Raw genomic sequence first — 24,951 nt, forward strand, 5'->3', positions numbered from 1 at the left:
TCCGCCGCCGCCCCCCAAAACCACCCCCCGGCCCCCTGGCCCCCCGCCCCGCCTTCAAATTGGTGGTGGTGTGTTTCCCGGCCGGTTAGAACCGGCCGTACCACTCACGACTTAATCGGGGGGCGCCGGCGGGACTGGGCCGCTAGGGTCGGCCGGATGCTGGGGAACGGGCCGTTCAGGGCACTGCTGGGTGCGCGGACCGTGTCGTTCTTGGGTGACTCGCTCAGCCTGGTCGCGTTGATGCTGCACGTGGCCGCCACGACCGGTGAGGCGCTCGCCGTGGCTTTGCTGCTGCTGGTCGGCGACTTCGCGCCCGCGTTGCTCAGCCCGCTGACCGGGACGATCAGTGACCGGTTCGATCTCAAGCGGGTGATGGTCGCGTGCGAACTGGCGCAAGGGGCGCTGGTCGCGGTGATCGCGTTCGCGTTGCCGTCGTTGCCCTTGCTGCTCGTGCTGGTCGGGCTCAGGGCGGTGGCCGGTCAGATCTTCCAACCGGCGTCACGGGCGGCGATGCCCGCGCTCGTCGACGACAAGGACCTGGAGCGGGCGAACTCGCGGCTCGGCTTCGGGACGAATGGCGCCGAAGCGGTGGGGCCGCTCGTCGCCGGGCTGCTGTTTCCCCTGCTGGGGATTCGCGGGGTCTTGCTCGTCGACGCGGCGACCTTCGCGATTTCGGCCGCGCTGCTGATCTTTCTGCCGCGCATGAAAGCCAGAGAAAACCAGGAGACGTTCCTCGGCGACGCCAAGGTGGGCTTGAGGTATCTCGCCAAGGCGCCCGCCATCAGGGCGATCGTCGTCGGGTTCTGCGCGGTGGTCGCGTTCAACGGGGTCGACGACGTCGCGCTGGTGTTCCTCGCCAAGGATCTGGGTGGCGGGCAGAGGGCCGCCGGGCTGCTGCTCGCCGGGGTCGGTATCGGGCTGCTGGCCGGCTACGCGCTGCTCAGCAAGGTTTCGCCGAAGCTGCAGATGGTCATCTGGCTGATCATGGGGTTGGCCGTGAGCAGCGTCGGCAACTTGCTCAGCGGGCTCGCGTGGGCGGTGGGCGCCGCTTTCGTGCTGCAGACCGTGCGGGGATTCGGGATCGCCGCGATGGACGTCGGCGCGAACACGCTCATCCAGCGGAAGGTGCCCGCCGAACTGCTGGGGCGGGTGTTCGGGAACTTCCACGGCGCGATCGGGGCCGCGGCCGCGTTCTCCTATCTCGCGGGCGGGCTGCTGCTGGACCTGACCAACGCCAGTGCCACGCTCATCATCGCCGGCGCGGGCGGGCTCGTGGCGACAGCGCTGACAGTGTGGGCATTAACGAGACATTCATCAGACGTATTATCCCAATGAGCGAAGCATTCCGTTGACACAACCTAATTGACGGACTAAACCTCGGATGTCTGAACCCCGAGGAGTCCTTGATGCGGAAAGCGTTCCCCCTCGCCGCCGCCCTGTTGCTCACGACCACGCTGATGACCTCCGCCAACGCCACCGCGACGCCCCGGCAGCGCGCGACCGAACTGGTCGCCCAGCTGACGCTGGACGAGAAGATCAACCAGCTCGCGGGCATCAAGACCGACACCGAATACCGCACAGTGCCCGCGGTCGAACGGCTCGGCATCCCGAAACTGCTGCTCACCAATGGTCCGGCCGGGGTCAGCACCGGCGGGATCGTCCAGCCGGAGGCGACCGCGCTGCCCGCGCCGCTCGCGCTCGCCGCGTCCTGGGACGTCGAGCAGGCGCGTAGGTACGGCGACATCGAAGGCGCCGAAACGCTTTCGGTCGGCCGGAACGTGCTCGAAGGGCCAACGGTCAACATCGCGCGCGTGCCGGTCAACGGGCGCAACTTCGAGGCGTACGGCGAGGATCCGTATCTGGCGAGCCAGTTCGCGGTGCACAACATCAAGGGCATCCAAGCGCGCCAGGTGATCGCCAACGTCAAGCATTTCTTCGGCAACAACCAGGAAGCCAGCCGCTTCAATATCAACAACGACATCGACGAGCGCACCATGCGCGAGATCTACCTGCCCGCGTTCGAGGCGTCGGTCAAGGACGCGGCCGTCGGCTCGGTGATGTGCGCCTACCCGAAGATCAACGGGACGTTCAACTGCGAGAACCCGCTGGTGCTGAACCAGATCCTCAAGCAGGAGTGGGGTTTCGACGGCTTCGTCTTCTCCGACTTCGGCGCGGTGCACAGCACGGCGCCGTCGGTCAACGGCGGGCTCGACCTCGAGACGCCGACCGACAAGTACTTCAACCCCAAGGCGATCAAGGCCGCGCTCGCCGACGGGACGATCAAGCTCGCCACGCTGCACGAGAAACTCGTCCGCCGCTACACCAAGATGATCGAGTTCGGCCTGTTCGACCGCACGCCCGCGATCACCCCGATCCCCGCAGCCGAACACGGCAAGGTCGCCCGCGAGCTCGCCGCCGACGGCATGGTCCTGCTCAAGAACGAGCGAGCGCTGCTTCCGCTGGACAAGAACAAGACCATCGCACTCATCGGCAAGGACGAAGCGAAGACCGGCGGTGGCGGCAGCTCGCGCGTCAAACCGCTCTACACCGTCAAGCCCAGCGCCGGCCTCAAAGCCAAGGGCGCCAAGGTGATCACGGACGACGGCACGTCGGCCGACCGGGCCGCGGCAACGGCCAAGAGCGCCGATGTCGCGATCGTCATGGTCGAGGACACCGAGACCGAGGGCAAGGACCGGCCGAACCTCGCGCTCAGCGGAGACCAGGACGCGCTCGTCGACGCGGTCGCCAAAGCCAACCCGAACACGGTGGTGGTCGCCAAGACCGGCGGCCCGGTGCTGATGCCGTGGCTGCGGCAGGTGCCCGCGCTGCTGCAGGCCTGGTACCCCGGCGAGGAGGACGGGAACGCCGTCGCCGACGTGCTGTTCGGCGACGTCAATCCGTCCGCCAAGCTGCCCGTCACCTTCCCCGCCTTCGAGGCCGACCAGCCCGCGAGCACGCCCGCGCAGTACCCCGGCACGAATGGCACCGCGCACTACTCCGAGGGAGTCTTCGTCGGATACCGGCACTACGACGCCAAGAAGATCGCCCCGCTCTTCCCGTTCGGCTACGGGCTTTCGTACACGAAGTTCGACTACGCGAACCTCAAGCTCACCAAGGATCCGCATGGCGTCGTGACCGTCGACGCCGACGTCACCAACACCGGAACCCGCGGCGGCGCCGAGATCGCGCAGCTCTATGTCGGCTCACCGTCCACAATGCACGCTCCGGAAGCACCACGGGAACTGCAGGGCTTCCAGAAGGTTTCGCTCTCCCCCGGCCAGACCCAGCACATCCGGTTCACCTTGCAGCAGCGCGCTTTCGCTTACTGGGACACCGCTACGCACTGGTGGCGGCTCGCCGGTGGCGCATACCAGATCTCCGTCGGCGGCGGCTCCCGCGACCTCCGCCTGCAGTCCACCACCTTCCTCGCCCCTGGGAGCGTGCCCCATGACCGGTAGCCCCTTCACCAGGCGTGTCCTGCTCGGCGGCGCCGCCGCACTGGCGGGCACCGCCTTCCTGCCGCCGATGGCGTCGGCGAACGCGCTGGTCATCACCGACAAGGTCGACTGGGCGCGCTACCTCGGCGCGCTCGACCCGGTGTGGAAGTCCGTGCCGACGACGTTCTACCAAGGGCCGTTCCTCGGCAACGGCGGCCTCGGCGCGGCGCTCTACCAGGCCAGCGGCAAACGGCTTTCGTTCAAACTCGGCGACAGCCGGGTGCGCGATCACCAGGGCACCGGAGGCACCAACTTCGGCAACGCGCGCCTGCCCATCGGCACGCTCACGCTCAAGACCACCGGCGACGTGACGGCCGTCGACCTGCGGCTTTCGCTGTGGAACGCCGAGGTCACCGGCACCGTCACGACCACGAAGGGCGTGCTCGGCATCCGCGCGTACGTACACGCGAAGCGGGACGTGCTGGTCGTCTCGGCGAGCGTGCGCTCCGGATCCGAGACGGTCACCTGGACGTTCGCCGCCGCCGTCGCGAAAAGCCCCCGGCTGGACTTCAAACCGGCGCCGTCCGGGCTCAAGACCAACCCGGCCGCGACGGTCAGCGGTACGACCTGCACGCAGAACCTCGCCGCTGGCGGGCAGACCGTGACCCAGTGGCGGCTGCGCACCGAACCGGACGGCAAGACCAAGACGCTGCTGGCCACGGTCGCGCACACGTTCCCCGGCAAGACCGCGGGCACGGTGACGAACCAGACCCTCGACGCCGCGGAAGCGTTGAGCGAGTCTCAGCTCGCGGCCGAACACCAGGCTTGGTGGAACGCCTTCTACCCCAAGAGTTTTGTGTCCATTCCGGATGCGAGGCTGGAGGGTTTCTACTGGATCCAGCTGTACAAGCTCGCGAGCGCGACGCGACGCGACCGGCCGGTGCTGGGCACCTGCGGGCCGTGGCTGGAGCCGACGCCGTGGCCCGGCACCTGGTGGAACTTGAACGTCCAGCTGGAATACTGGCTGCTCAACGCGACGAGCCATCCCGAACTCGACTCGCTCTCGGAGTCGCTCGACCGTTCGCGTGCCGCGCTCGTCGAGAATGTGGCCTCGCAGTACCGGTCGGACTCGATGGCGATCGCTCGGACCACCCAGGAGGACCTGAAGTCCGGCACGGCGGCGCAGCCGGGCGGCGATGGCGACCCGGAGGTCGGCAACCTCACGTGGGCGCTGCACAACGCGTGGCTGTCCTATCGGCACAGCATGGAAGACTCCATGCTGCGTGATCTGGTCTTCCCGTTGCTGCGCAAGGCGATCAACTACTATCTGCACTTCCTCGCGAAGGACTCCGGCGGGGTCTATCACCTGCCGAAGACGTTCTCGCCGGAGTACGCGTCCACAAAGGACTGTAACTACGACCTGGCGCTCATCCACTGGGGCTGCGGCACCTTGCTGGCCGCGAACAAGCGGCTCGGGCTGAACGACCCGCTCGCCGCCAAGTGGCAGGACGTGCTCGATCACCTGGTGAAACCGCCGCAGGACGCGACGAACGGGTTCTGGATCGGCGCGGACAAACAGCTGACGTCTTCGCATCGCCATTATTCGCACCTGCTGTGGTTCTACCCGCTGTACCGGCTCGACGTGACCACGAGCAGCGCGAACCGCACCGCGCTGACGAAGTCGCTCGACCGCTGGCTCGGGTTCACCGGCGCGCAGCAGGGTTACACGTTCACCGGATCCGGTTCGATGTACGCGGCACTCGGCAACGGCGACAAAGCACGTACCCAGCTGAACGCGCTGCTGGACAAATACATTCAGCCGAACACCATGTACAAGGAATCCGGTCCGGTGATAGAAACGCCGCTGTCCGGGGCACAGACCATGCACGACATGCTCGTGCAAAGCTGGGGCGGCACGATCCGGGTATTTCCCGCGATACCGGCGGCTTGGGCCGATACCTGCGTACACAACTTCCGGACCGAAGGCGCGTTCTTGGTCAGCGCGGTGCGCAAGGCTGGCAAGACGCAGTTCATCCGGGTCAAGAGCCTGGCAGGCGAGCCGTGCCGAATCCTGCCCGGCGGTCTCACCGGGCCGTACGAAATCCGTTCGCTCCCCGACGGTGGAACAGTTCCTTTCACCCAGAACCCGGACGGAACGCTGCAGCTCGCACTCGCCCGCGACGCCGAAGTGGTCATCACCACGCAAGGTTCCACCCCGGACTTGAGCATCGCTCCGACGACGAACCCGGCCAAGCCCTATTGGGGACTGCCGTAAAGATGAAACAATCTCGGACATGTCGCGCGCCGAGGTCAACGGAATCCAGATCGAATACGAAACGCTGGGCGATCCTCGTGACCCGGCGATCATTCTGACCGTCGGCCTCGGCGCGCAACTGATCGAATGCTCCGACCTTTTCTGTTTCCCGCTGGTCGAAGCCGGTTACTTCGTGGTGCGTTACGACAATCGCGACGCGGGCCTGTCGACGAAATGCGAAGGACGGCACTACAGCCTACTTGACATGGCCGGTGACACAATCTGCCTAATGGACGCGCTGGGTATTGACAAAGCGCATCTGGTCGGTGCGTCGATGGGTGCGATGATCGCGCAAGAACTGACCATTCATTACCCCGAACGGGTCCGCTCACTCTGCTCGATGATCTCGACCACCGGTGATCCGCTGGTCGGCCGCTCGACCAAGACCGCGCTGCGCGCGTTCGGCCAGCCACCGCCGAAGAATCGCGACGAGGTGATCGAACAAGGCCTGCAGATTTGGAAAGTCGTCGGATCACCCGGGTTCTGCGGCGAGGAGGACAACGTGCGCGCGCTCGTCGCCGCGAGCTACGACCGGTCCTACTGCCCGGAGGGCCGGAAGCGGCAGCTGATGGCGATGGCCACCGCGCCGGACCGCACCGAGGGGCTGCGCGGCGTCCGCGTGCCGACGCTGGTGATCCACGGCGAGGCGGATCCGCTGATCGACCCCAGCGGCGGGCGGGCGACCGCGGCGGCGATCCCCGGCGCGGAGTGGCTGCCCATGCCGGACATGGGCCATGACCTGCCGAAGCAGACCTGGCCGGTGATCATCGCCGCGATCCTGCGCAACGCGGCCAAGGCACACTAGAACTCCGAGTTGGCCGTCCACAGCTCGTACAGCTCACGCGAGCCCGCATAAGGCAGATCGGTCGTACGGCGGACCAGGAACAGCAGCAACTCCACCGCGGTCCCCTTGACCGTGGCGTCCGGGAGGCCACCGGGGATCAGGCCGAACGAGTCCTCCCGGAGCTGGACGTGCCATTCCTCGCCGGTATCGGTGCTGTGGAACGCGATGACCTCGCCGTTGCCCCGCAGATTCGCCGTCTTGGGCGCGAAGATCCACGAATGCGGCATGTTGACCAGGTACTCGTCGACGCCGTCCGCGGCCAGCGTGGTGTCCACTACGGACTCCTTGCCGACGGTGAGCTCGGCGTCCCAGCGGTGCACCAGCGTCTCGAACAGCATGCGGCGGGCCCAGAACTGGGCGCGGCCGTCCACTCCCCAAGTCCACATCGGACGGTTCGAGTCGAGGCCGTCCAGCACAGCGCGTGCCTTCGCGGCGCCGGTGAGCAGCCATGCCGGGTGCTGGCCCGGTGCGAGCGGGAGGCCGGTCTCGACGTCGCGGCTGGCCGGGCGTTCCTGGGTGTCCTCGGCGAGCAGCTTGGTGAACCAGCGTTGCACCATGCCGACGTGCTCGGTCAGGTGCGCCAGGTTCCAGTCCGGGCAGGACGGCACCTTCGCCTCGAGGTCGGCGCCGTCGACCGCTTCGGCGAACAGGGCGGTCTCGCTCTCGATGGCGTCGACGTACGTGGCGAAGGGCAGCGGGTGAACCGTCATGCCCTCAATCTAGTGCCCCGGTGCTCATTTCGGCGTCGGGAACGCGACCGGGCCGCGTTTGCCGTCCCGCCCGACGGCACGGACGCCGAAGAACACGTTGTCCTTGGACAGATCGATCTTCGCCGACGACACCGCCCCGACCTCGATCGCATGCGTCCAGTCCGGCGCGGTCGTCTCGCGCCAGACGACCTCGTACCCGGCCGCGGCGGGATCGGCGTCCCACAGAAGGTCGGTGTCGTTCGTCAGGTCGGCCGTGCGGACCCCGGCCCCCTTCGGCGTGCCGGGCGTGGTCGCGAGCGACCACAGTGTCGCGGCGTTGACGCGGGCGACCCGTGCGATGTACGGGAAGTCGCAGAACTCCGGCAGGTCACCGAACTGTTTCCCGTTCTCCACCCGCACGTTCTGATGCTGGTGCGCGAAGTCCTCGTTCGGCTCGGTGAACCGCGCGGCCGGGTAGCCGAGTTCGAGGAACGGGATGTGGTCGCCACCACGCAGATAGCGGTCGCGCCGGTAGATGACGCGGACGTCCATGCCGGTCGCGTCGTTCACCGCGACCGAGCGCACGAACCGCGCCAGCTGCCGGGAAACCGAATCGTTTTCACCGCCGATCGAGCGCCGGAGGGTGGCCTGCTCCGGCGTTTCGGCGGTCGGGACCCCCTCCGCGAACAGGCGGATCGTCCGAGGGTCGCGGGTGCCGTCGTCGGCGCGGCTGGCGCCGACGATGTCGTTGGTGAACATCGCCTGCAGGTCCACACCCGCCGCCTTGAACCGCTGGGCCATGTGCCGCGCGCCGAACAACCCCTGCTCCTCGCCCGCGACGGCGGCGAACACGATCGTCGCGGCCGGATCGCGCTTCGCGAGCACGCGCGCCAGCTCCATCGAGACGGCGACGCCGGACGCGTCGTCGTCGGCGCCCGGCGCGTCACCGGTCGCGTCCATGACGTCGCCGCACCGTGAGTCGTAGTGCCCGGACACGACGTAAACCCGTTGTGGCGCGGCGGATCCCTTGAGTGTGGCGATGACGTTGGTGATCGTCGTCGCCACCGGGATCCGCGGCGGCGCGGGCGGCTGCACGTACGACTGCAGTTCGACGGTCATCCGGCCGCCCGACGTCGCCGCGGCCTTCTGCAGTTCCGCGAAGATCCAGTCACGGGCCGCGCCGATGCCGCGGTTCGGGTCGGTCTGCGAGGACAACGTGTGCCGGGTGCCGAACGCGGCCAGCCTCCGCACGGTCGCCTCGATGCGGCGCTCGTCGATCTCACGCAGGATCGCGCGCAGCTCGGCGTCCGGGCGTTGCGGGGTGACCGGCCTGCCGGGCCCGCGGTCGCCGAGTTCTTCGGCCCCCGCGGGGATCCCGGTGAGCGCGACCGCCGACACCGCTGCCGACGCGGACAGGAAAGCTCGTCTGGACCTCTGCTGCGCCATGGTCCAGTCCTACGCCCGGCCGCCTGCCCGCGTCTACCGCCGTCCGTCGGGATCAGCCCAGCCGATAGGCGCGGACCACCGTCGACTCGAACGCGCTGCCCGCCGTGTCCGAGGCGCTGACCCGCAGCGACACGAACCCCTTCGCGCCCGCCGGGTTCGCGACGAACGCGCACAGTCCCATGACCGGCGCGGACGCCCAGGTCTTGCCGTCGTCGAAGGACACCTCCGCCTTGAGTGTGTTGAGCGGATGCGCGGTGGCGCCTTGCTGGCGCTCCACGCGCAGCGGGATCGTCGTGACCGGCGTCGCGGCCACCCGGTTGAACGGGTCGACCGGCGGCTTGAACTTGACCGCGATCAGCGGCAGCCGACCGGCATCCTCCCCGGCCACGTGCGCCGACCGGAACGTCCACGCGGCTTCCACATGTGTGGACAACTCCGACCAGGTGACGTCCCGGTCGGCGAACCCGGCGAACCGGTAGGTCGCCTCCTCGGGCGGAACGGTCGCGCTGGCCGAGCTGTACTGGTTGCTGGTACCGATCAGTTTCCCGTCGCGGTAGACCGACCAGCCGCCCTTGATGTGCTGCGGATCGAGCCAGGTGTGCTGGTAAGGCCCGCTGTCGGCGAACAGCGGCGCGCGCACGCCCAGCGCGTCACCCCAGCGGCCACCCCAGATCGGATCGCCGGGGACGCCCTTGCCGTCCGCGGCGCCGGGCAGGCCGGGGCCTTCGACACCGAAGTTCCACGGTTCTTCGAACGAGCCTGGCCGATATTTGGTCACCGTCGCCCACACCGCGCCGAACGGTGACGGCGGGTTGCCGCCGACCACGCCGGGTTCGCGGTAAAGCTGGTTGATCCAGAAGATGTCTCCGGCGGTGTAGAACTCGACCCGCTCCCCCGGCAGCCGGACCCGGGTGGTGGCGGCCGCGGTGAACGTCTGGATCGGCAGGTAGCCGTTCAGCGCGCGGACGACCAGGTCCGGCTTGCCGTTCTTGCTGCCGAACCTGGCATGCACCCGCGCCATGTCCTTCTCCCGCACGGTGAAGTCGATGCGATCGGGCACCTGGCCTGGCCAGCCGTAGTTCAGGTTGTACATCGGCGCGTGCGTGACCAGGTCCGGGTCGAGCGGGTCGGTGACCTGCGCGGTGTACGCGGTGACGAACGTGTCCGGCGTGCCGCCGGTGACCGGGACGGCGTACAGCCCGACGTTCTCGGGTTCGACGTACGCGGTGTTGTTCACCGTGCCACTCTTGCTGCCGACGATCGCGCCGAAGTCGCGGAACAGGTTCACCGCGCTCTTGCGTGGCACCTTGACGGCCACCTTCCGGCCAGGGCGCGCGTCGAGGGTGAGTGTCTGGTTCCTGGTGACCTTGAGCGCGGGTGCGCCGGCGAGGGTGAGGTCGGCGATCGTGCCGTCCGCGCCTGCCGTGGTGATCAGCGAAGAGAGGCTGTAGGTCCCCTTGGGCACGCGAACGGTCACCTGGCCGCCGGTCGTGGGCAGGTAGCCGCCGTCGTCGGGGCCGAGCTCGTCACCCATGATGGCGAGGCTGGAGTCGAGGTCGTCACTCTGCGGCTTGCCCTTGCGGTCGACCAGCTTGACGGTCAGGTCGTAGCTCTCGCGCTCGCCGGTGATCCCGACCGCGGTCTGCAGCACGGTCGTACCCGCGACGGCGGTCAGCCTGCCCCCGAACGAGCCCACCGCGGCGCCGAGCGCCTTCGGCTGGCTGCTGAGCTGTGCCTTCGCGCTGCCGTGCGCGGGAACGACGAGCTTGTTCTGCGCGGCCGAAAGCACACCCGCCGGCGCGTCGGAGGTCAGCGAGAGGGCCAGTTCGACGGGCTGGTCGCCATCGTTGGTGTAGGTGACGTCCTTCGTCTGCGGCTTACCCTGGTCATGCGGCCAGTACACCAGGCCGAAGCTGACGTTCGCGCTCGCCGTGACGGTCTGCTGCGACGCGCGGGCGACGTCGACACGTCCAGCGCCCTGTGCGTAGACGGAACCGGCGTTGACCTTCGCCGAGGAGGTCAACGCGTTCTTGAGCTGCTCCCCTGTCCACTGTGGATGTTCCTGCGCGAGGATGGCCGCCGCGCCGGCGACGTGCGGCGTGGCCATCGACGTGCCGGACAGCCTCGCGTAGAAGTCGTCGACCGGGTCGTGGTCTCCCGATTCGGTGCCCTTGACACGCGCGGCCACGATCGCCTCACCAGGTCCGGTGATGTCCGGCTTCACCGCGAGGTCACCGATTCTGGGACCACGGCTGGAGAAAGCGCTCTGAACATCCTGTTTGGACACACTGCCGACCGTCAGCGCGGCATTCGCGGCGCCGGGCGAGCCGATCGACTTGTCACGGCCTTCGTTACCCGCCGCGACGACGAACAGCGTGCCCTTGTCCCGGCTGATCGAGTCGACGGCCTCGGAGAGCGGATCCGTGCCATCGCTGGGCGTGGCCGAGCCGAGGCTCATGCTCACCACCTTGGCACCGGAATCCGCGGCCCACTGCATCGCTTCGATGATCGCCGAGAAGCTACCGGAGCCCTCATTGTCGAGCGCCTTGCCGATCAACAGCTTCGCGTCCGGCGCGGCGCCCTTGTAACGTCCACCGGAGGCCGCTCCGGAGCCAGCGACGGTCGACGCGACGTGCGTGCCGTGACCTTGGCCGTCCTGCACGCCCTCGCCGGTGAAGTCTTTTTCGTCCACCACAACGTTCTTGAGGTCGGGATGGTTGTGGTCGTAGCCGGTGTCGATCACCGCGACCTTGACGCCCTTGCCGGTGTAGCCCGCCTGCCAAGCCTGAGGCGCACCGATCTGCGGGACGCTCTGATCGAGACTGACCTTGACCTTGCGGTCGAGCCGGATACGCTGACCGGCCGTGGTCCAGACACCACCCTTGGGCAGATTCGCCGCTACCGCGCCGATACTGGGCAGTGACCGCGCGATGGAAGCGCCTAGTGGCGCCCTGTCGATGATGACCGGCAGGTCATTGCGCTTCGCGTCGTCGTAGCCCTGCTTGATCAGGCCGGTGACGTCGAACAGCGCGCGGTCCAGCACGCCGGACTTGACCCGCTTCGCGACGTCGCCGGGGAGCACGACGAGGCTGTCTCCCTTGGCCTGCTTGAAGAACACCTGGTTCTTGCGGCCGGGCCCCGGTTCGATGCGGACGCTGTGCCGTCCACCGGGAGCATCGGTGACGATGACCTTGTCGCCGGTCAGCAGGGTCACGGCGTGTCTTTGGCCATCCGGTCCGGCCGGTGGCGGTGGCGCGGCCGCGGCGGTGCCACCGGTGAGAAAACCTGCCGCCAGCGTGAGTATGACCGGCAACGCCGTCCGAGCCGTCATGGGCCGCCCTTCACCGCGGGTACCACCAGCGACGGCGGGAGCTGGTATGGACCATTCCAGCAAAGCGCGAAGGCGACCTGGGCGTCAACCCGCCAAAGGACTCGTGAGTGTTTAGACCGGTTAGAACCGGCCGTACCGCTCACGACCCCTACGTGAACCTGCGAATGATTTCAGGAGTACCCGGCACTTCCTCCTCACTGAGCACAGCAGCCTCAGCCGTACTCAGCGCACCGATATCGCGCAGGATAACGATGGCCTGCCGCCAGAACCCGGCCGCCGCAGGATCACCGAGCGCGTGGCTGGCCTGCCCGAGTCCCCACAGCTGCTCGGCTTCGACGTACCGGTCACCGACGGCTCGGGCGATGTCCAGGCTCCGATGGTGGAAATCAATGGCCTCCGAGTAGCGCCCGCCCCGTGAATGCGCCCAGCCGAGGTTCGCGAACGCGACTCCTTCCCCGTAGCGGTTGCCCAATTCCCGGTCCAGCTCAAGGCTTTCCGTGTGACACTCGATGGCTTCGGCCAGTTTACCCAGCCGCTGGTACACCAGCCCGAGTGTGTTGAGCACCCGCGCCTCACCGCGCCGATGGCCGGACGACCGGCTGATTTCCAACGCGCCCAGCAGGCATTCGACGGCCTCGTCGAACCGCTCCAGCTGCGCGTAGCTGTGCCCGAGTATGTCGAGGCAGCTCGCCTCGCCGGTCTCGTCGCCGATCTCACGCCAGATCGCGATCGCTTCACGGGTAAGGGAAATCGCTTCGTCGAACCGTCCACTGTGGCCGTGCACATACCCGAGGTCTTCCTTGGTCTGCGCTTCACCGGCGCGGTCGCCGATGCGACGCGCGGTCGCCATCGCGACGTCGTGGGTGACGCTCAGCTCCTGCCAATGGCCGCGTATGTCGAACGGGCGGAACAACGCCGCCGTCAAATGTATCGCCAGTTTCGCGTCCGGGCCGGTGCTGAGCTGGGACACCGCCGCGACCAGGTTGGCGCGTTCGGCGTCGACCCAGTCGATCGCCTGCTCCTTGGTGTCCACAGTAGACACCAAGCCGGGGCAGCCTGGCAGCCTGCGCGTGCTGGTCGGGTGCAGCAGCAGGCTCGTTTGCCGCGCATCGGCCAGATGGCAGCGGAAAGCCCTCGCCAGCGCGGCGTCGCGCTCGCCGTCGTCGAGCTCGCGCGCGTAGAGGCGGATCAGGTCGTGCATCCGATACCGGCCGGGCACCGGCGATGCGAGCAACTGCGCGTCGCACAAGCGATCCAGCACGGACTCGGCGTCCTCCACCGCGCAATCCGCCAGCGCCGCCGCGATCCGCACGCTCACGTCCGGTCCGTCGAGCAGTCCCAGCAGCCGGAACAGCCGCGCCGCGTCGGCGCGCAAGTCCTGATACCCCACGGTGAAACTGGCCCGCACCGCCAGATCCGCGACCTGCAGTTCGTCCAGCCTGCGGTGCTGGCCCGCCAGCCGGTCCGCCAGCACCGACATCGTCCAGTTTCGCCGTGCCGCCAGTCGCGCGCCCGCGATGCGCACCGCCAGCGGCAGGTACCCGCACAGCCGCGCGACGGCCGCCGCCTGCGCCGGGTCGGCGGCGATCCGGTCCGCACCGGCCAGCCTGCCGAGCAACGCGACCGCTCCGTCGGGGCTGAGCACGTCGAGGTCGAGATGCGTGACCCCGGCCAGTGTCGCGAGTACCACCCGGCTGGTGATCAGCACCGCGCATCCGGCGGGCAACAAGGGCTTGACCTGCGCCGCGGTCGCCGCGTTGTCCAGCACGATCAGCAGGCGGCGGCCCGCGACGAGCGAGCGGAACCGCGTCGCGGCCTCGCCGGTGTCGAGCGGCACGCGCGTCGGGTCGCCGCCGAGCGTGTGCAACCAGCGGTCGAGCACTTCGGCTGGCGCGAGCGGCTCGAGCCCGGCCGTCGCGCCCTGCAGATCGACGTAGAGCTGGCCGTCGGGGAAGCGGTCCGCCAGCCGATGCGCGACGTGCACGGCCAGCGCGGACTTGCCGACGCCACCCGGCCCGTTGATCGCGACCGGCGCCTTGCCAGGGGCGAGCAGCTCGCACAGCCGCTCGACCTCGGCCTGCCGGTCGGTGAAATCGGCGACGTCCGGCGGCAACTCGGCGGGCACCCGGACCGGCACCGCGGCGGCCGGCGCGTCGAGCGCGGGGTCGTTGCGCAGCATCTTGCCGTGCAGTTCCCGCAGCTCAGCGCTGGGATCGACGCCCAGCTCCTCGGCGAGGCGCAGGCGGATGTCGTTGAAGCACTCCAGCGCGTCCGCCGGTGAGCCGGTTCGATACGCGGCGAGCATCAGCTGCGCGGCCAGCCGTTCGTCGAGCGGACGCTTGACCAGCAGCGCGCGCACCTCGGCGAGCACATCGGCGTGCCTGCCGAGGCGCAGTTCGGCGGCGTTCCGGTCGAGGACCGCGGCCGACCATTCGGCGTCGAGCGCTGGCCGGGTTTCGGCCACCCAGGGCCCGGCGACGTCCGCGAGCGGCGTTCCGCGCCACAGTGAAAGAGCTTCGGAAAGGACCTTCGACGCTTCTTCGTCGTCGAGACCGCGTGCCGACGCGACCAGCTTGCGAAAGCGCAGGATGTCGACGGCACCGGGGTCGACCTCGGCGAGATAGCCGCCTGAGCGTTTGCCGATGCGGATCTCGTCCGTGCCCGCGAGCGCGCGGCGCAGGCGCGCGATGTGCGCGTAGAGCGTGTTGCGGACCGACGCGGGCGGGTCCTGGCCCCACACCCTGTCGATCAGCGCGTCCACCGTGACCAGCGTGTTCGCGTTGGCGAGTAGCACCGCCAGCACGCACCGCTGCCGGGGATGCCCGAGGTCGGCCGGTTCGCCGTCGATCACGGCCTCGACCGGGCCGAGCAGGCGCAGCGCTAGCACGCCGCAAGGTTCCCACAAGATTTCGGTCATTTCGACCCCCGACGGTGAGCACCACACCGACGCGAGAGGGGAAGAAATTGCGTCTGAAACCACTGAGGATCGCCACGGTGCTCCTCGCCTCGGCGGCGCTGACCGTCGGGCTGGGACTCACCCCGGCCTCGGCGCACACGGTCAGCGTGATCAATGGCTACACGGTCAACTACCGGACCGGCCCCGGCACCGGGTACGCGCCGAAGGGCACCGTCACCGGCGGCCAGCGGGTGGCCATCGCGTGCACGGTCCGCGGCCAGAGCGTCACCGGCCCGTACGGCACCACCGATGTGTGGGACTACATCCACCTCGAGGGCTACGTCTCGGACGCGTATGTCTACACCGGACAGTCGGGCGCGGTCGGCCCCGAGTGCGGCGGATCGGCGTTGCACTGGGATCCGTCCGAATTGAACCTGCACGTGGAGCAGCCCGGAACCCGGTTGCTCTACAACGAGCTCAAGGCCAACCCGGCCTACAACGTCCGCGGTGGCGACGCCCATTTCGCCGGTATTTACGAAAACAAGCCGGGTGAACACGGCGAAGGCCGCGCACTCGACTTCTGGATGGACGCCGACAAGCCCAGCGAGTACCAGGTCGGCTGGAACCTCGCGAACTTCATGCGTGCCAACGCCGGCAGCTACGGCGTCCAGACCGTCATCTGGAACGACAAGGTCTGGCTCTCGAGCCAGCCCAATCTCGGCTGGCAGGAATACGACGAGATCGGGAATTGCGGCAACTCCGGCAAGACCTGCAAGCACAACGACCACGTGCACATCTCCCAGAACTGGGCTGGCGCCGTGAAGAAGACCTCGCACTGGAACGGGAGATAAACCGATGCGTTTCAAGACCATGCTCACCGCGCTGACCGGCCTGCTGGCCGCAGGCGTGCTCTCCGCGACGCCCGCACAGGCCGCGACCAGCGCCAAGATCGACGCGCCAGGCGGCTCGGCCGTCAACCTGCGCGGCGGCCCCGGCACGCAGTACGGCATCACCGGCAGCGCGAACAGCGGCAGCTGGGTCACCATCGTCTGCACCACCAAGTCCGAACCGGTGAGCGGGAAATGGGGCTCGTCGACCATCTGGGACAAGCTGTCCAACGGATCATGGGTGGCGGACGCGTTCGTCTACACCGGGGTCTCCGGCGCGGTCGAGCCGGAATGCCCGGCCACCGGCAGGCGCCCGGTCGGCGACGACTACCCGTACCGCAGCGGTGACGTCAACCTGGCCGACCGCTGGGCGATGTACATCCGCCAGTGCACCTCGTTCGTCGCGTGGCGGATGGAGCAGGTCAACGGCTACTTCCACAACAACATGTGGCGTAACGGGATCGCGGGCCACTGGGGCAACGCCTACGAGTGGAACGACAACGCGATCAAGCTCGGCTACCCGGTCGACCACACCCCGAGGGCGGGCGCCATCGCCCAGTTCGAGCCCGGTGTCAGCGGTGCTTCGTCAGCCGGTCACGTCGCCTACATCTCCGCGGTGAACGGCTCGACCGTGACGATCGAGGAGTACAACTGGAGCGCCTACCGGTACACCACCCGGCAGATCCCGGCGAACTCGATCAGCAACGTGATCCACTTCGCGGCAGGCACCTGATCCAGGCGCGGTGACAAAGCCCACCAGTGCGAAACATTCGCACTGGTGGGCTTTTCCGTGAGGTGCCTTCTTGAGGTAAAGCCCTTGTCTCACAGGCAAGGTCGGGGTTAGCTTCTCCCGCTCTGGTTATCGCAATCCTGGGGAGGAACGTCCGCATGAGACGCCGCACCGCCGTCATTCTCGGTCTCGTCGCGCTGCTGCTGGCCAGCCTGGCAGGCGCCGCGCAGGCCGGTCCGAAACCGGACATCGTCGGCGGTGGTGACGCGAGCACGCAGGACTACCCCTGGGTGGTCTCGCTCCGGATCAACGGCCAGCATTTCTGCGGCGGCACGTTCATCAGCAACCAGCAGGTGCTGACCACCGCGCACTGCCTGGCCTGGCTGGACGACCCGACGCGCATCGAGGTCGTGGCGGGCCGCGACGCGCGCACCGGCGACGGCGGCGACGTCTACCCGGTCGAGTCGTACTGGATGCAGCCGGACTACGACCCCGAGTACTACCGCAACGACATCGCGATGCTGATGCTGCCGGAACCCGTCCCGTACCCGTGGATCGACATCGTCGAGGACGGCGAGACGCAGCCTTACCAGGCAGGCAATGTCGGCACGATCCTCGGCTGGGGCGACACGGCCGAAGACGGCGACCTCGCCGAGACACTGCAGCAGGCCGAGGTGCCGCTGATGTCGGACGAGGACTGCGCGTCGGCGTACGCGGAGCCGTACATCACGACCGTGTTCTGTGCTGGGTACGCCGAGGGCGGTATCGACTCCTGCCAGGGTGACTCGGGCGGGCCGATCGTGGTCGACGGGCGGCTCGCGGGGGTCATCACCTTCGGGCGCGGGTGCGCGCGCGAGGGAAGCCCCGGGGCGTACACGAAGCTGAGCTTGTTCGCGGCCGAGCTTCATCAGGTTTAAGGGCTCGTGCGCGTTGCGGGCGGTTCTAACCGCCCGGAACGCGCACGAGTCCGTGGCCCGAGAGCCACCCCCCGGTAAACGCTCGGGCCGTCCGTCAACTATAGCTGTTGATGTCCGTGCTGCCTGGTAACGTCGATCCATGCACCCCGCCGAGGGCCCTGGAGACGAGGGCCAGCTGGCCGGCAAGATCAATCATTTGATCGCCGTACTCCACCCCGACACCCGCAAACGGCCCGGCTACACCCGGCTGGCCGAGGAGATCAGGGAGTCCACCGGCGCCCGGCTGTCCGGCACCTATCTGTGGGAACTCGCCACCGGGCGCAAGCGCAATCCGACGGTCGACCAGGTCGCCGTGCTCGCGACCTACTTCGGGGTACCCGCCGAATATTTCCTCAATGACGAGGTGGCCGACCGGGTGAACGCCCAGATCAAACTGGCCTCGGCATTGCGCAACGCGAAGGTGCGTGACATAGCCTTGCGGGCGGACGGTCTCGCGCCCCAGACTCTGGACTCGATTCTGGCCATGGTGACCGAAGCCAGGAAAGTCCAGAAGCTCAGTCCGGTCGAGGATGTGGAATGACCTCACGGCGGTTGAAGAAGCACTGCCGGGACATCGTGCGCGGGGTCGGGATGCCGCAGCCGTTCTCGGTCGCACGCCTGTGCCGCAAGCTGAGCACCCAGCGCGGGCGTCCGCTGTATTTGCTGCCGTTCCCGGTGCTGCCGACCGCGGGCAGTCCCTGCGGGCTGTGGATCGCCACCGCGGAAAGTGATTACATATTTTACGAAGAAAACACCACCAAACTGCACCAGGAACACATCATCGTGCACGAAATCGCGCACATGCTGTGTGACCACGAATCACCCGGCCTGGCGGAACCGTCTTCGTTCAGCGCGATACTGCCCGACCTCGACCCGGCGCTGGTCCAGCGGCTGCTCGCCCGCACGAGCTACACGAACCGCCAGGAAGAGGAGGCCGAGATGGTGGCCAGCCTCATCCTCGACCACGCCACCCGCAGCGCGGTCACCTCGACACCGGACCTGGCCAGGCTGGAACAGGTGCTGGGCACCCGTCCCAGCGACACATGATCGCCGGGCTGCTCACCACGCTGGAAGTCGCCACGGTCGTCGGGCTGTGGACGGCGGGCCTGATCCGCGTCCCCTCGGCGATCCGGTCAAGGCGCGCCAGGCTGTGGGCGGCCACCCTGTTCCTCGAAGCGCTTTCGATGACGTTCGCGCAACCCGCGATCGGCCGCTGGGTCAACGCCTTCACCGGCATCCCCAACGTGGAAAGCCTGCTCAAACACGGCCTGACCGCGTTGTTCGACGCGGCCATCCTGCACATCATGCTCGTAGTGGTCGGCAGGGACTCTCGCCTCAACCGCAGGCGGGTGCTGATCAGCGCGCTCGTGACGGTGACGGCGATGACCATCCTCTTCGGCTTCGCGACGTCTTCGGCGGGCATGTACTTCCTGCCGAAGACGGTGAGCTTCTCGCCGCTGATCTCGTACTGGCTGGTGTACCTGTCCTACGTCTGCGCGATCAGCGCGATCGCGATGTGGGTGTTCTGGCGGTACAACCTGCGCGCGGGCTCGCGGCTGCTGCGGATCAGCCTGAAACTGATCACCGTCTGCTTCGTGGCGGGCATCGCGTACGCCGTGCTGCGGACGGTACTGCTGTTCCACCCGGAGACGCCGATCGTCGAGGCGATGCGGCTGATCATGTACACGGGCCTGCTGGCCTTCGTGGCGGGCAGCATCCTGTCGGCTTATCCCGACTACGCGCAGACCGCGCGGAGCTACCGTGCATTGTGGACGCTCTACCCGTTGTGGCGCGCGGTGTACGAGGCCGTGCCGCACATCGCGCTGATCAGGCCGCGCGGGCGGGTGCGGGAACTGGCCTTCGGTTCGCTGAACCTGCGGCTGTACAGGCGAGTGATCGAAATTCGGGACGGCCTCATCACGCTGCGGGACTATCTTCCCGCTTCGGTGCTGGACCGGGCGCGCGCCTACGCGGGCGGCCGGAGCGCGGAGGCGACCGCGTGCAGTGTCGCCGTGGCGTGCCGATTGAAGGTACGGGGCGCCGGGCCGTGCGCCGACCCGGCGACAGACCTGTTCGACGGCGACGAACTCCCGGACCGGGCGGCGGAAATCGAGTGGCTATGCGAGGTTTCGCGCGCCTACGGCTCCGCGACGGTCCGTGAGTTCACCGCCTCCGAGCCGGTGCCCGCCCATACCTGACCTGAGGTCGGACTGAACACGGGGCACTCACCCGATGGCGATACCAGCCCGCCGAGAACCGAGTACACGAAATCCTCCACATTGATTATTTTTTTGAAACATATCCGCAAGTGGCGGATGCCGAATCGAAACATCGCCGGAAAACCGGTCGAGCGCACCGGCCGATTCCCCCGCTTCGGTATCGATGGTCAATCACATCACAGTCGCAGGCCTTGACTCGACCGCCTGCGCGCCCTACCGTCCGACATAAGTAAAGACGTTTTACAAAATAGGAAACGTTGTTACCGCGCCAAAACTGCTGCGTGCGGTGCCGACGCGACTCGCTCTTTCCACGGAACAGCAACAAATTCGCTGGCCGGTACATGATCGATAAAACCCTTGGGTATGTTCCGCGCGGGACTTCCCGGCGCTACGATCCGTTCATGCGCCTCACTCTGGGCGACGACACGCTGACCGTCTCCAGCGTTGCGTCCGCGGCCAGGAACGACCCCCAGCTCGGCCTCTCGGCCGAGGCCGCCGCCCGTATGGACGATTCCGTCGCGCTTCGCGACGAACTCATTGCCACCAAACGGCCCCTTTACGGGGTGACGACCGGCTTCGGGGACAGTGCCAGGTTCCAGCTCAACCCGCGCCGTACCGCCGAACTCCAGCGCAACCTCATCCGCTACCACCTCAACGGCACCGGCACGCACGCCGCGCCGGACGTGGTGCGCGCGACCATGCTGATCAGGGCGAACTGCCTGGCACGCGGTTATTCCGGCATTCGCCGCGAGGTGGTCGACCTGCTGGTCGACTGCCTGCGCCACGACATACTGCCGCTGATCCCGGAACGCGGATCGGTCGGCGCGAGCGGTGATCTCGTCCCGCTGTGCTATCTCGCCGACATGCTCACCGGTGACGGCGAAGTGACCTTCAAGCAGGCCAAATGGCACGCGGCGGACGCGTTGCGCGCATGCGGGCTGAAACCCGCCACGTACGAGGCGAAAGAGGGCCTGGCGCTGATCAACGGCACCTCGTTCATGTCGGGGTTCGCCGCGCTCGCCGCGCACGACGCCGCCGAGCTCGCGCGCGTGGCCGAGCTGTGCACCGCGATGTCCGCCGAAGCGCTGCTCGGCAATCGGGGGCATTACCACCCCGTCATCCACCGCCAGAAGCCGCATCGGGGACAAGTCCTTTCGGCGCAACGGATTCACGGCATGCTGGCGGGTTCGTACCTCTGCACGGACGACAACCCGGTACTCGAAGCGCATGCCGATGTGGACAAGCGCGAGATGCTGACGCTGAACCGGTCCATCCAGGACCGGTATTCGCTGCGCTGCGCGCCCCACGTGATCGGTGTGCTTCGTGACACACTCGGCTGGGTGACCGAGTGGATCGAGGTCGAGATCAACTCCACGAACGACAATCCGCTCTTCGACGCGGAGACCGGTGAGGTCTACAACGGCGGCAACTTCTACGGCGGGCACATCGGTCAGGCGATGGACTCGCTGAAGGTCGCCGTCGCGAGCGTCGGCGACCTGCTGGACCGCCAGCTGGCGCTGCTGGTCGACGACAAGTTCAACGCGGGCCTGCCGCCCAATCTGACCCCGCTGTCCGAGACGGGCCTGCACCACGGCTTCAAGGGCATGCAGCTGGCGTGCTCCGCGCTGACCGCCGAAGCGCTGAGCCTCACCGGCCCGGCGACCTCGTTCTCCCGCTCGACCGAGTCACACAATCAGGACAAGGTCAGCATGGGCACCATCGCCGCCCGCGGCGCGCGCACGGTGGTCGAGCTGGTCACCGAGATCACCGCGATCACCCTGCTGGCCGGGTGCCAGGCGGCCGACCTGCGCGGCCGCGAGCTGCTCGGCGACGGCACCCGCGCCGCGCACCGGCTGCTGCGCGAGCACGTGCCGTTCCTGCACCACGACCGCAGGCTCGACGGCGACCTGGCGACGGTCGCCGAGCTGATCGCGTCGGGTGCCTTCACCCCACCAGAGGAAGACGATGCCTGAGGTAGACGAGATCGAGTGTGTCGTCCGTGAAGCGGTCGGCAAGGCGTTGCGGACCACGGTCGACGACTGGCCGGTGGACCGTCCGCTCAGTGAGGTACCCGACGGGCTGTTCGACAGCCTCGCGAAGCTGGAGACCGTCGGCCTGATCGAGCGCGCGCTCGCCACCGGGCCGCTCGCGATGGACGACGCGGCCACTGAGTTCGGCACCATCGCGAGCATCACCAGCTGGGTCGCGGGCCGGACGTGAGGCCCCACGCCGAACTCGATCCCCGCGTCGCGCTCACCGGCGGCGCGCCGGGCGAGTGTCCCTGGTTCGCGCGCTGGGACCTGCTGAGCGCGGCGGAACGCGAGCACCTCATCGCGCACAGCGCGCCCTATCTCGACATCAAGACCTCGGGCTCGACCGGCGCGGCGACGGCGTGGCGGCGTACCCGCGAGCAGCTCGTCTCCGAGGCGCGGATGCTGGCCGGGCTGTGGTCGGAGCGCCGGATCGACGCGGTGCTCGCGTTCGCGCCGCCCGCACACCTCTACGGCATGCTGACCACCGTGCTCGTGCCCGCGCTGCTGGGTGTCCCGGTGTGGTACCAGCCGAGCTTCGACGTCGAGATGCCCGATATCAGCCCGCGCGGCCTCGGCGTCGGCGCGATTCCCTGGACTTTCCGGATACTGGCCAGGTACCCGGACTTTCTGTCCACTGTGGACGAATTGTCGATACTGCACAGCACCGCGACGCTGCCGCCGGAGGCACACGACCTGCCCGCGCCGGGTGACGTGCGGATCACCGAGATCTTCGGTTCGACGGAAACCGGCGGCATCGCCCATCGCACCGGCGAAACCCAGCCGTGGACGCTGTTCGACGACGTCAAACTGCTCGGCGACGACAGCGGCGAGGTGCCGCTGGTGGTGGCGGGTCCCCGGCTCGCCGGGGAGCTGACCGAATGGCGCACCGACGATTTCGTCGAGGTCGTCGACGCGCGGCGGTTCCGGTTCCTGGGCAGGCGCGCGCGACTGTGCAAGATCAACGGCCTGCGGGTCAACCTCGACACCGTGCAGCGGGAACTGGCCGAGCGCGTGCCCTGCGCGGACCTGGCGTGTTTCCCCGTGCGCGACACGCTGCGCGGCGAGAGTTTCCTCGTGCGGGTGGTCGGTTCCGAGCCAGGGCTGCCGCATGCCGTGCGCGCCGCGGCGAAGGAACTCGGGCTGAACCCGCAATCGGTGGAACTGGTCGACCGGATCGATCGCAGCGAGACAGGGAAACTACGCGCATGACACACGGGATCGCGATCACCGGCGTAGCGCTCGCGACCGGGTTCGGCCTGAGCGCCGAGGACACCTGGCACCGGGTCGCGCGCGGCGAAACCGCCGTGCACGCGGCGGGCCGGTTCGGCGGCGCGTACGTCGCGGAACTCACCGAGCAGGACACGCTCTGGGCGCTCGCGCAACGGCTGCCCGTCGACGACCTGCCGAAGGGCACCGGGATCACGCTGGGAACCAACGGCGCGCCTGAAGCCGCGTGGCACACGGGTTTCCCTTACACGGCACTGGATCCGATCGTCGCGAAGCTCGGGCTCGACGGACCGCAGGCCATCTTCGGCACCGGCTGCGTTGCGAGCGCCAACGCGCTCTGCCACGCCGTCGACCTGCTGCGTGCCGGGCGCGCGCCCGCGATGCTGGTCGGCGGGATCGACCTGCTGAACGTCACCACGATGGCCACGTTCAGCAGCTGGAAGGCGCTCGACACCGAGCCGTCGGGCCCGTATTCGCGCAGCAGTGGCGTCAACCTCGGCGAAGGCGCGGCGTTCCTGCTGCTGGAGGCCGACCCCGGCGACAAGGAGGTCATCGCCTACGTCAACGGCTACGGCATGACCGCCGACGCCTTCCACATCACCGCGCCGCCACCCAGCGGCGAAGGCCTCTTCCGCGCGATGCGCCAGGCACTGCGTGACGCGGGCGTCTCACCGGCCCAGGTCGACTACGTCAACGGCCACGGCACCGGAACGCCTGCCAACGACCGGGCGGAACTGACCGCGCTGAGGTCGCTTTTCGGCCAGGACGGCCCGCCGCTCAGCAGCTCGAAACCGCAGCTCGGGCACACGCTCGGTGCCGCGGGCGTGGTCGAGGCCGCGATCACCGCGTTCGCCATCCGCGACTCGAAGCTGCCGCCGACCATCAACCTCGACCCCGAGCGGATGCCGGGCTGGGACGTCGTGCCCGGCACCGCGCGCCCCGCGAAGATCGACGTCGCCGTCACCAACTCGATCGCGTTCGGCGGCGCGAACTGCGTGCTCGTGCTCGGCAGGGAGCCCGCCGCGCACGATCCCGGCTTCGGTGTCCGCGAAGTGTCCACTGTGGGCAGCTCGTCGGTGCCGGACGCCGAAGCGGCGCGGGGGAACTTCCCGCGCGCGTACGCGTCACGCGTCGACGAACTCGGCGCGCTGTCGCTGGCCGCGGCCCACCTCGCCTGGTCGGACGCGGGTTACACCGCGGAGAACCGGCCCGATCCCGATCGCGTGGGGCTGGTGCTCGCCACCGCGGGCGGCCCGCTGGCCACCATCGAGGAACTGCACGCCGCGCAGGAACGCGACGAGCTGCACCTGATCAGCCCCGTGACCGCGCCGAACATCGTCGCGAGCGTGACCGCGGGCTACGTTTCGCTGACGCTCGGACTGAAGGGCCCGCTTTCGGCCGTGACGTCCGGGCCAGCCTCGGAAGAGGTCGCACTCGACCACGCGACGAACCTGCTGACGACCGGCCGGGCCGACGTCATGCTCGTGGTCACCGCCGACGAGCGCGGTCCCGGCGCCGGCGCCCGAGTGCTCAGAGGAGAACCGTTGTGAACTTCGAGAGCTACCTGACCTACGTCGCGGCCTTCAACAGCCAGGACTGGAAGCGGGTGCACACCGAGTTCTACACACCCGACGTGGTCATCGACTTCCCGGTGGCCCGCTTCGACAACGCGGCCGACTCGCTGACGTGGTTCGAGAAGGCGCACGAGTCGATCTTCGAGACGCTGATCGTGCGGACGTTCCGCACGGACGGCCGCACGCTCGTCGTCGACCTCGACGTCCACTTCATCCTGCTGGCGGACACCCCGATGTCGCCGAAGGGCCCGGCAGGCCGGGCGGGCGACAACTTCGAGGTGCCGATGCTCGCGGTCTACGACATCGCTCCCGACGGCCGCATCGCGCGGCTGACCGTCACCTTCGAGGCCTGAGCGCGGCGGTCAGCG

General features: G+C 68.2%; 20 protein-coding genes. 15 read left to right on the plus strand and 5 right to left on the minus strand.

Going from position 1 to position 24,951, the window contains the following annotated elements:
- The first annotated feature begins 156 nt into the window (after window positions 1-156).
- From ACFV15_RS10500 to ACFV15_RS10515, 4 genes are all read left to right on the plus strand, one after another.
- Complete coding sequence (locus ACFV15_RS10500; protein WP_378349939.1) at window positions 157-1,335, plus strand: MFS transporter; 1,179 nt, start codon at window positions 157-159, stop codon at window positions 1,333-1,335.
- Window positions 1,336-1,406: 71 nt separating this feature from the next.
- A complete protein-coding gene (locus tag ACFV15_RS10505) occupies window positions 1,407-3,458 on the plus strand; it encodes a glycoside hydrolase family 3 C-terminal domain-containing protein (protein WP_378349940.1) in 2,052 nt (683 codons plus the stop codon).
- The gene (locus tag ACFV15_RS10510) at window positions 3,448-5,712 is read left to right on the plus strand and encodes a glycoside hydrolase family 95-like protein (protein ID WP_378349941.1); all 2,265 of its coding nucleotides are present in this window, start codon (window positions 3,448-3,450) and stop codon (window positions 5,710-5,712) included. Before ACFV15_RS10505 ends, ACFV15_RS10510 begins: the two co-directional genes overlap by 11 nt.
- Window positions 5,713-5,731: 19 nt before the next feature.
- Entirely contained in the window at window positions 5,732-6,556 is an 825-nt protein-coding gene (locus ACFV15_RS10515) for an alpha/beta fold hydrolase (protein ID WP_378349942.1), read from the plus strand.
- On the opposite strand, the gene ACFV15_RS10520 is transcribed toward ACFV15_RS10515, so the two are convergent.
- From ACFV15_RS10520 to ACFV15_RS10535, 4 genes are all read right to left on the minus strand, one after another.
- Window positions 6,553-7,305 (minus strand): maleylpyruvate isomerase family mycothiol-dependent enzyme, encoded by a 753-nt coding sequence (locus tag ACFV15_RS10520; RefSeq protein WP_378349943.1) that lies wholly within the window; start codon window positions 7,303-7,305, stop codon window positions 6,553-6,555. The two genes, ACFV15_RS10515 and ACFV15_RS10520, sit on opposite strands and share 4 nt — an antisense overlap.
- 24 nt (window positions 7,306-7,329) lie before the next feature.
- On the minus strand, window positions 7,330-8,730 hold the full coding sequence (locus ACFV15_RS10525; protein ID WP_378349944.1) for a M20/M25/M40 family metallo-hydrolase: 1,401 nt from the start codon (window positions 8,728-8,730) through the stop codon (window positions 7,330-7,332).
- A 52-nt stretch (window positions 8,731-8,782) separates the two neighbouring features.
- The gene (locus tag ACFV15_RS10530; protein ID WP_378349945.1) at window positions 8,783-12,061 is read right to left on the minus strand and encodes a S8 family serine peptidase; all 3,279 of its coding nucleotides are present in this window, start codon (window positions 12,059-12,061) and stop codon (window positions 8,783-8,785) included.
- 148 nt (window positions 12,062-12,209) lie between these two features.
- Complete coding sequence (locus ACFV15_RS10535) at window positions 12,210-14,978, minus strand: BTAD domain-containing putative transcriptional regulator (RefSeq protein ID WP_378349946.1); 2,769 nt, start codon at window positions 14,976-14,978, stop codon at window positions 12,210-12,212.
- Between the two features lie 47 nt (window positions 14,979-15,025).
- Here ACFV15_RS10535 and ACFV15_RS10540 point away from each other — a divergent pair, with 47 nt between their 5' ends.
- The 6 genes from ACFV15_RS10540 to ACFV15_RS10565 all read left to right on the plus strand — a co-directional run bounded on the left by ACFV15_RS10540 (window position 15,026) and on the right by ACFV15_RS10565 (window position 19,728).
- Window positions 15,026-15,808, plus strand: coding sequence for a hypothetical protein (locus tag ACFV15_RS10540; protein ID WP_378349947.1), 783 nt, complete (start codon window positions 15,026-15,028; stop codon window positions 15,806-15,808).
- A gap of 4 nt (window positions 15,809-15,812) precedes the next feature.
- The gene (locus ACFV15_RS10545) at window positions 15,813-16,577 is read left to right on the plus strand and encodes a CHAP domain-containing protein (RefSeq protein WP_378349948.1); all 765 of its coding nucleotides are present in this window, start codon (window positions 15,813-15,815) and stop codon (window positions 16,575-16,577) included.
- Between the two features lie 155 nt (window positions 16,578-16,732).
- Window positions 16,733-17,491 (plus strand): S1 family peptidase, encoded by a 759-nt coding sequence (locus ACFV15_RS10550; RefSeq protein WP_378349949.1) that lies wholly within the window; start codon window positions 16,733-16,735, stop codon window positions 17,489-17,491.
- Window positions 17,492-17,630: 139 nt separating this feature from the next.
- Window positions 17,631-18,071 (plus strand): hypothetical protein, encoded by a 441-nt coding sequence (locus ACFV15_RS10555; protein WP_378349950.1) that lies wholly within the window; start codon window positions 17,631-17,633, stop codon window positions 18,069-18,071.
- Window positions 18,068-18,577, plus strand: coding sequence for a hypothetical protein (locus ACFV15_RS10560; RefSeq protein WP_378349951.1), 510 nt, complete (start codon window positions 18,068-18,070; stop codon window positions 18,575-18,577). Before ACFV15_RS10555 ends, ACFV15_RS10560 begins: the two co-directional genes overlap by 4 nt.
- Window positions 18,574-19,728, plus strand: coding sequence for an MAB_1171c family putative transporter (locus ACFV15_RS10565; protein WP_378349952.1), 1,155 nt, complete (start codon window positions 18,574-18,576; stop codon window positions 19,726-19,728). The genes ACFV15_RS10560 and ACFV15_RS10565 overlap by 4 nt, the downstream gene beginning before the upstream one ends.
- A gap of 27 nt (window positions 19,729-19,755) precedes the next feature.
- On the opposite strand, the gene ACFV15_RS10570 is transcribed toward ACFV15_RS10565, so the two are convergent.
- Window positions 19,756-19,920: a hypothetical protein gene (locus ACFV15_RS10570; protein WP_378349953.1), complete on the minus strand. Its 165-nt coding sequence runs from the start codon at window positions 19,918-19,920 to the stop codon at window positions 19,756-19,758.
- Window positions 19,921-20,150: 230 nt separating this feature from the next.
- Between ACFV15_RS10570 and ACFV15_RS10575 the strand changes: the two genes are divergently transcribed.
- From ACFV15_RS10575 to ACFV15_RS10595, 5 genes are read left to right on the plus strand one after another with little or no spacing between them, the layout of a single operon-like run.
- Window positions 20,151-21,722 carry an aromatic amino acid lyase gene (locus ACFV15_RS10575; RefSeq protein WP_378349954.1) on the plus strand — a complete coding sequence of 524 codons (1,572 nt, stop codon included), beginning with the start codon at window positions 20,151-20,153 and terminating at the stop codon, window positions 21,720-21,722.
- Window positions 21,715-21,969, plus strand: coding sequence for a hypothetical protein (locus ACFV15_RS10580; RefSeq protein WP_378349955.1), 255 nt, complete (start codon window positions 21,715-21,717; stop codon window positions 21,967-21,969). The genes ACFV15_RS10575 and ACFV15_RS10580 overlap by 8 nt, the downstream gene beginning before the upstream one ends.
- Window positions 21,966-22,991: an AMP-binding protein gene (locus ACFV15_RS10585; protein WP_378349956.1), complete on the plus strand. Its 1,026-nt coding sequence runs from the start codon at window positions 21,966-21,968 to the stop codon at window positions 22,989-22,991. Before ACFV15_RS10580 ends, ACFV15_RS10585 begins: the two co-directional genes overlap by 4 nt.
- Complete coding sequence (locus tag ACFV15_RS10590; RefSeq protein ID WP_378349957.1) at window positions 22,988-24,559, plus strand: beta-ketoacyl synthase N-terminal-like domain-containing protein; 1,572 nt, start codon at window positions 22,988-22,990, stop codon at window positions 24,557-24,559. The genes ACFV15_RS10585 and ACFV15_RS10590 overlap by 4 nt, the downstream gene beginning before the upstream one ends.
- On the plus strand, window positions 24,556-24,936 hold the full coding sequence (locus ACFV15_RS10595) for a nuclear transport factor 2 family protein (protein ID WP_378349958.1): 381 nt from the start codon (window positions 24,556-24,558) through the stop codon (window positions 24,934-24,936). Before ACFV15_RS10590 ends, ACFV15_RS10595 begins: the two co-directional genes overlap by 4 nt.
- Window positions 24,937-24,951 lie beyond the last annotated feature (15 nt).

The sequence above is a fragment of the Amycolatopsis sp. NPDC059657 genome (genome assembly GCF_042734395.1).
In the GTDB taxonomy this organism is placed as follows: domain Bacteria; phylum Actinomycetota; class Actinomycetes; order Mycobacteriales; family Pseudonocardiaceae; genus Amycolatopsis.

Bases quoted from the DNA above. Each gene is read 5' to 3' on its own strand.
- ACFV15_RS10580 (WP_378349955.1), top strand. From the start codon at position 21,715: ATGCCTGAGGTAGACGAGATCGAGTGTGTCGTCCGTGAAGCGGTCGGC.
- ACFV15_RS10555 (WP_378349950.1), top strand. From the start codon at position 17,631: ATGCACCCCGCCGAGGGCCCTGGAGACGAGGGCCAGCTGGCCGGCAAG.
- ACFV15_RS10550 (WP_378349949.1), top strand. From the start codon at position 16,733: ATGAGACGCCGCACCGCCGTCATTCTCGGTCTCGTCGCGCTGCTGCTG.
- ACFV15_RS10535 (WP_378349946.1), bottom strand. From the start codon at position 14,978: ATGACCGAAATCTTGTGGGAACCTTGCGGCGTGCTAGCGCTGCGCCTG.
- ACFV15_RS10545 (WP_378349948.1), top strand. From the start codon at position 15,813: ATGCGTTTCAAGACCATGCTCACCGCGCTGACCGGCCTGCTGGCCGCA.
- ACFV15_RS10505 (WP_378349940.1), top strand. From the start codon at position 1,407: ATGCGGAAAGCGTTCCCCCTCGCCGCCGCCCTGTTGCTCACGACCACG.
- ACFV15_RS10500 (WP_378349939.1), top strand. From the start codon at position 157: ATGCTGGGGAACGGGCCGTTCAGGGCACTGCTGGGTGCGCGGACCGTG.
- ACFV15_RS10590 (WP_378349957.1), top strand. From the start codon at position 22,988: ATGACACACGGGATCGCGATCACCGGCGTAGCGCTCGCGACCGGGTTC.
- ACFV15_RS10565 (WP_378349952.1), top strand. From the start codon at position 18,574: ATGATCGCCGGGCTGCTCACCACGCTGGAAGTCGCCACGGTCGTCGGG.
- ACFV15_RS10575 (WP_378349954.1), top strand. From the start codon at position 20,151: ATGCGCCTCACTCTGGGCGACGACACGCTGACCGTCTCCAGCGTTGCG.
- ACFV15_RS10530 (WP_378349945.1), bottom strand. From the start codon at position 12,061: ATGACGGCTCGGACGGCGTTGCCGGTCATACTCACGCTGGCGGCAGGT.
- ACFV15_RS10520 (WP_378349943.1), bottom strand. From the start codon at position 7,305: ATGACGGTTCACCCGCTGCCCTTCGCCACGTACGTCGACGCCATCGAG.
- ACFV15_RS10560 (WP_378349951.1), top strand. From the start codon at position 18,068: ATGACCTCACGGCGGTTGAAGAAGCACTGCCGGGACATCGTGCGCGGG.
- ACFV15_RS10525 (WP_378349944.1), bottom strand. From the start codon at position 8,730: ATGGCGCAGCAGAGGTCCAGACGAGCTTTCCTGTCCGCGTCGGCAGCG.
- ACFV15_RS10510 (WP_378349941.1), top strand. From the start codon at position 3,448: ATGACCGGTAGCCCCTTCACCAGGCGTGTCCTGCTCGGCGGCGCCGCC.
- ACFV15_RS10515 (WP_378349942.1), top strand. From the start codon at position 5,732: ATGTCGCGCGCCGAGGTCAACGGAATCCAGATCGAATACGAAACGCTG.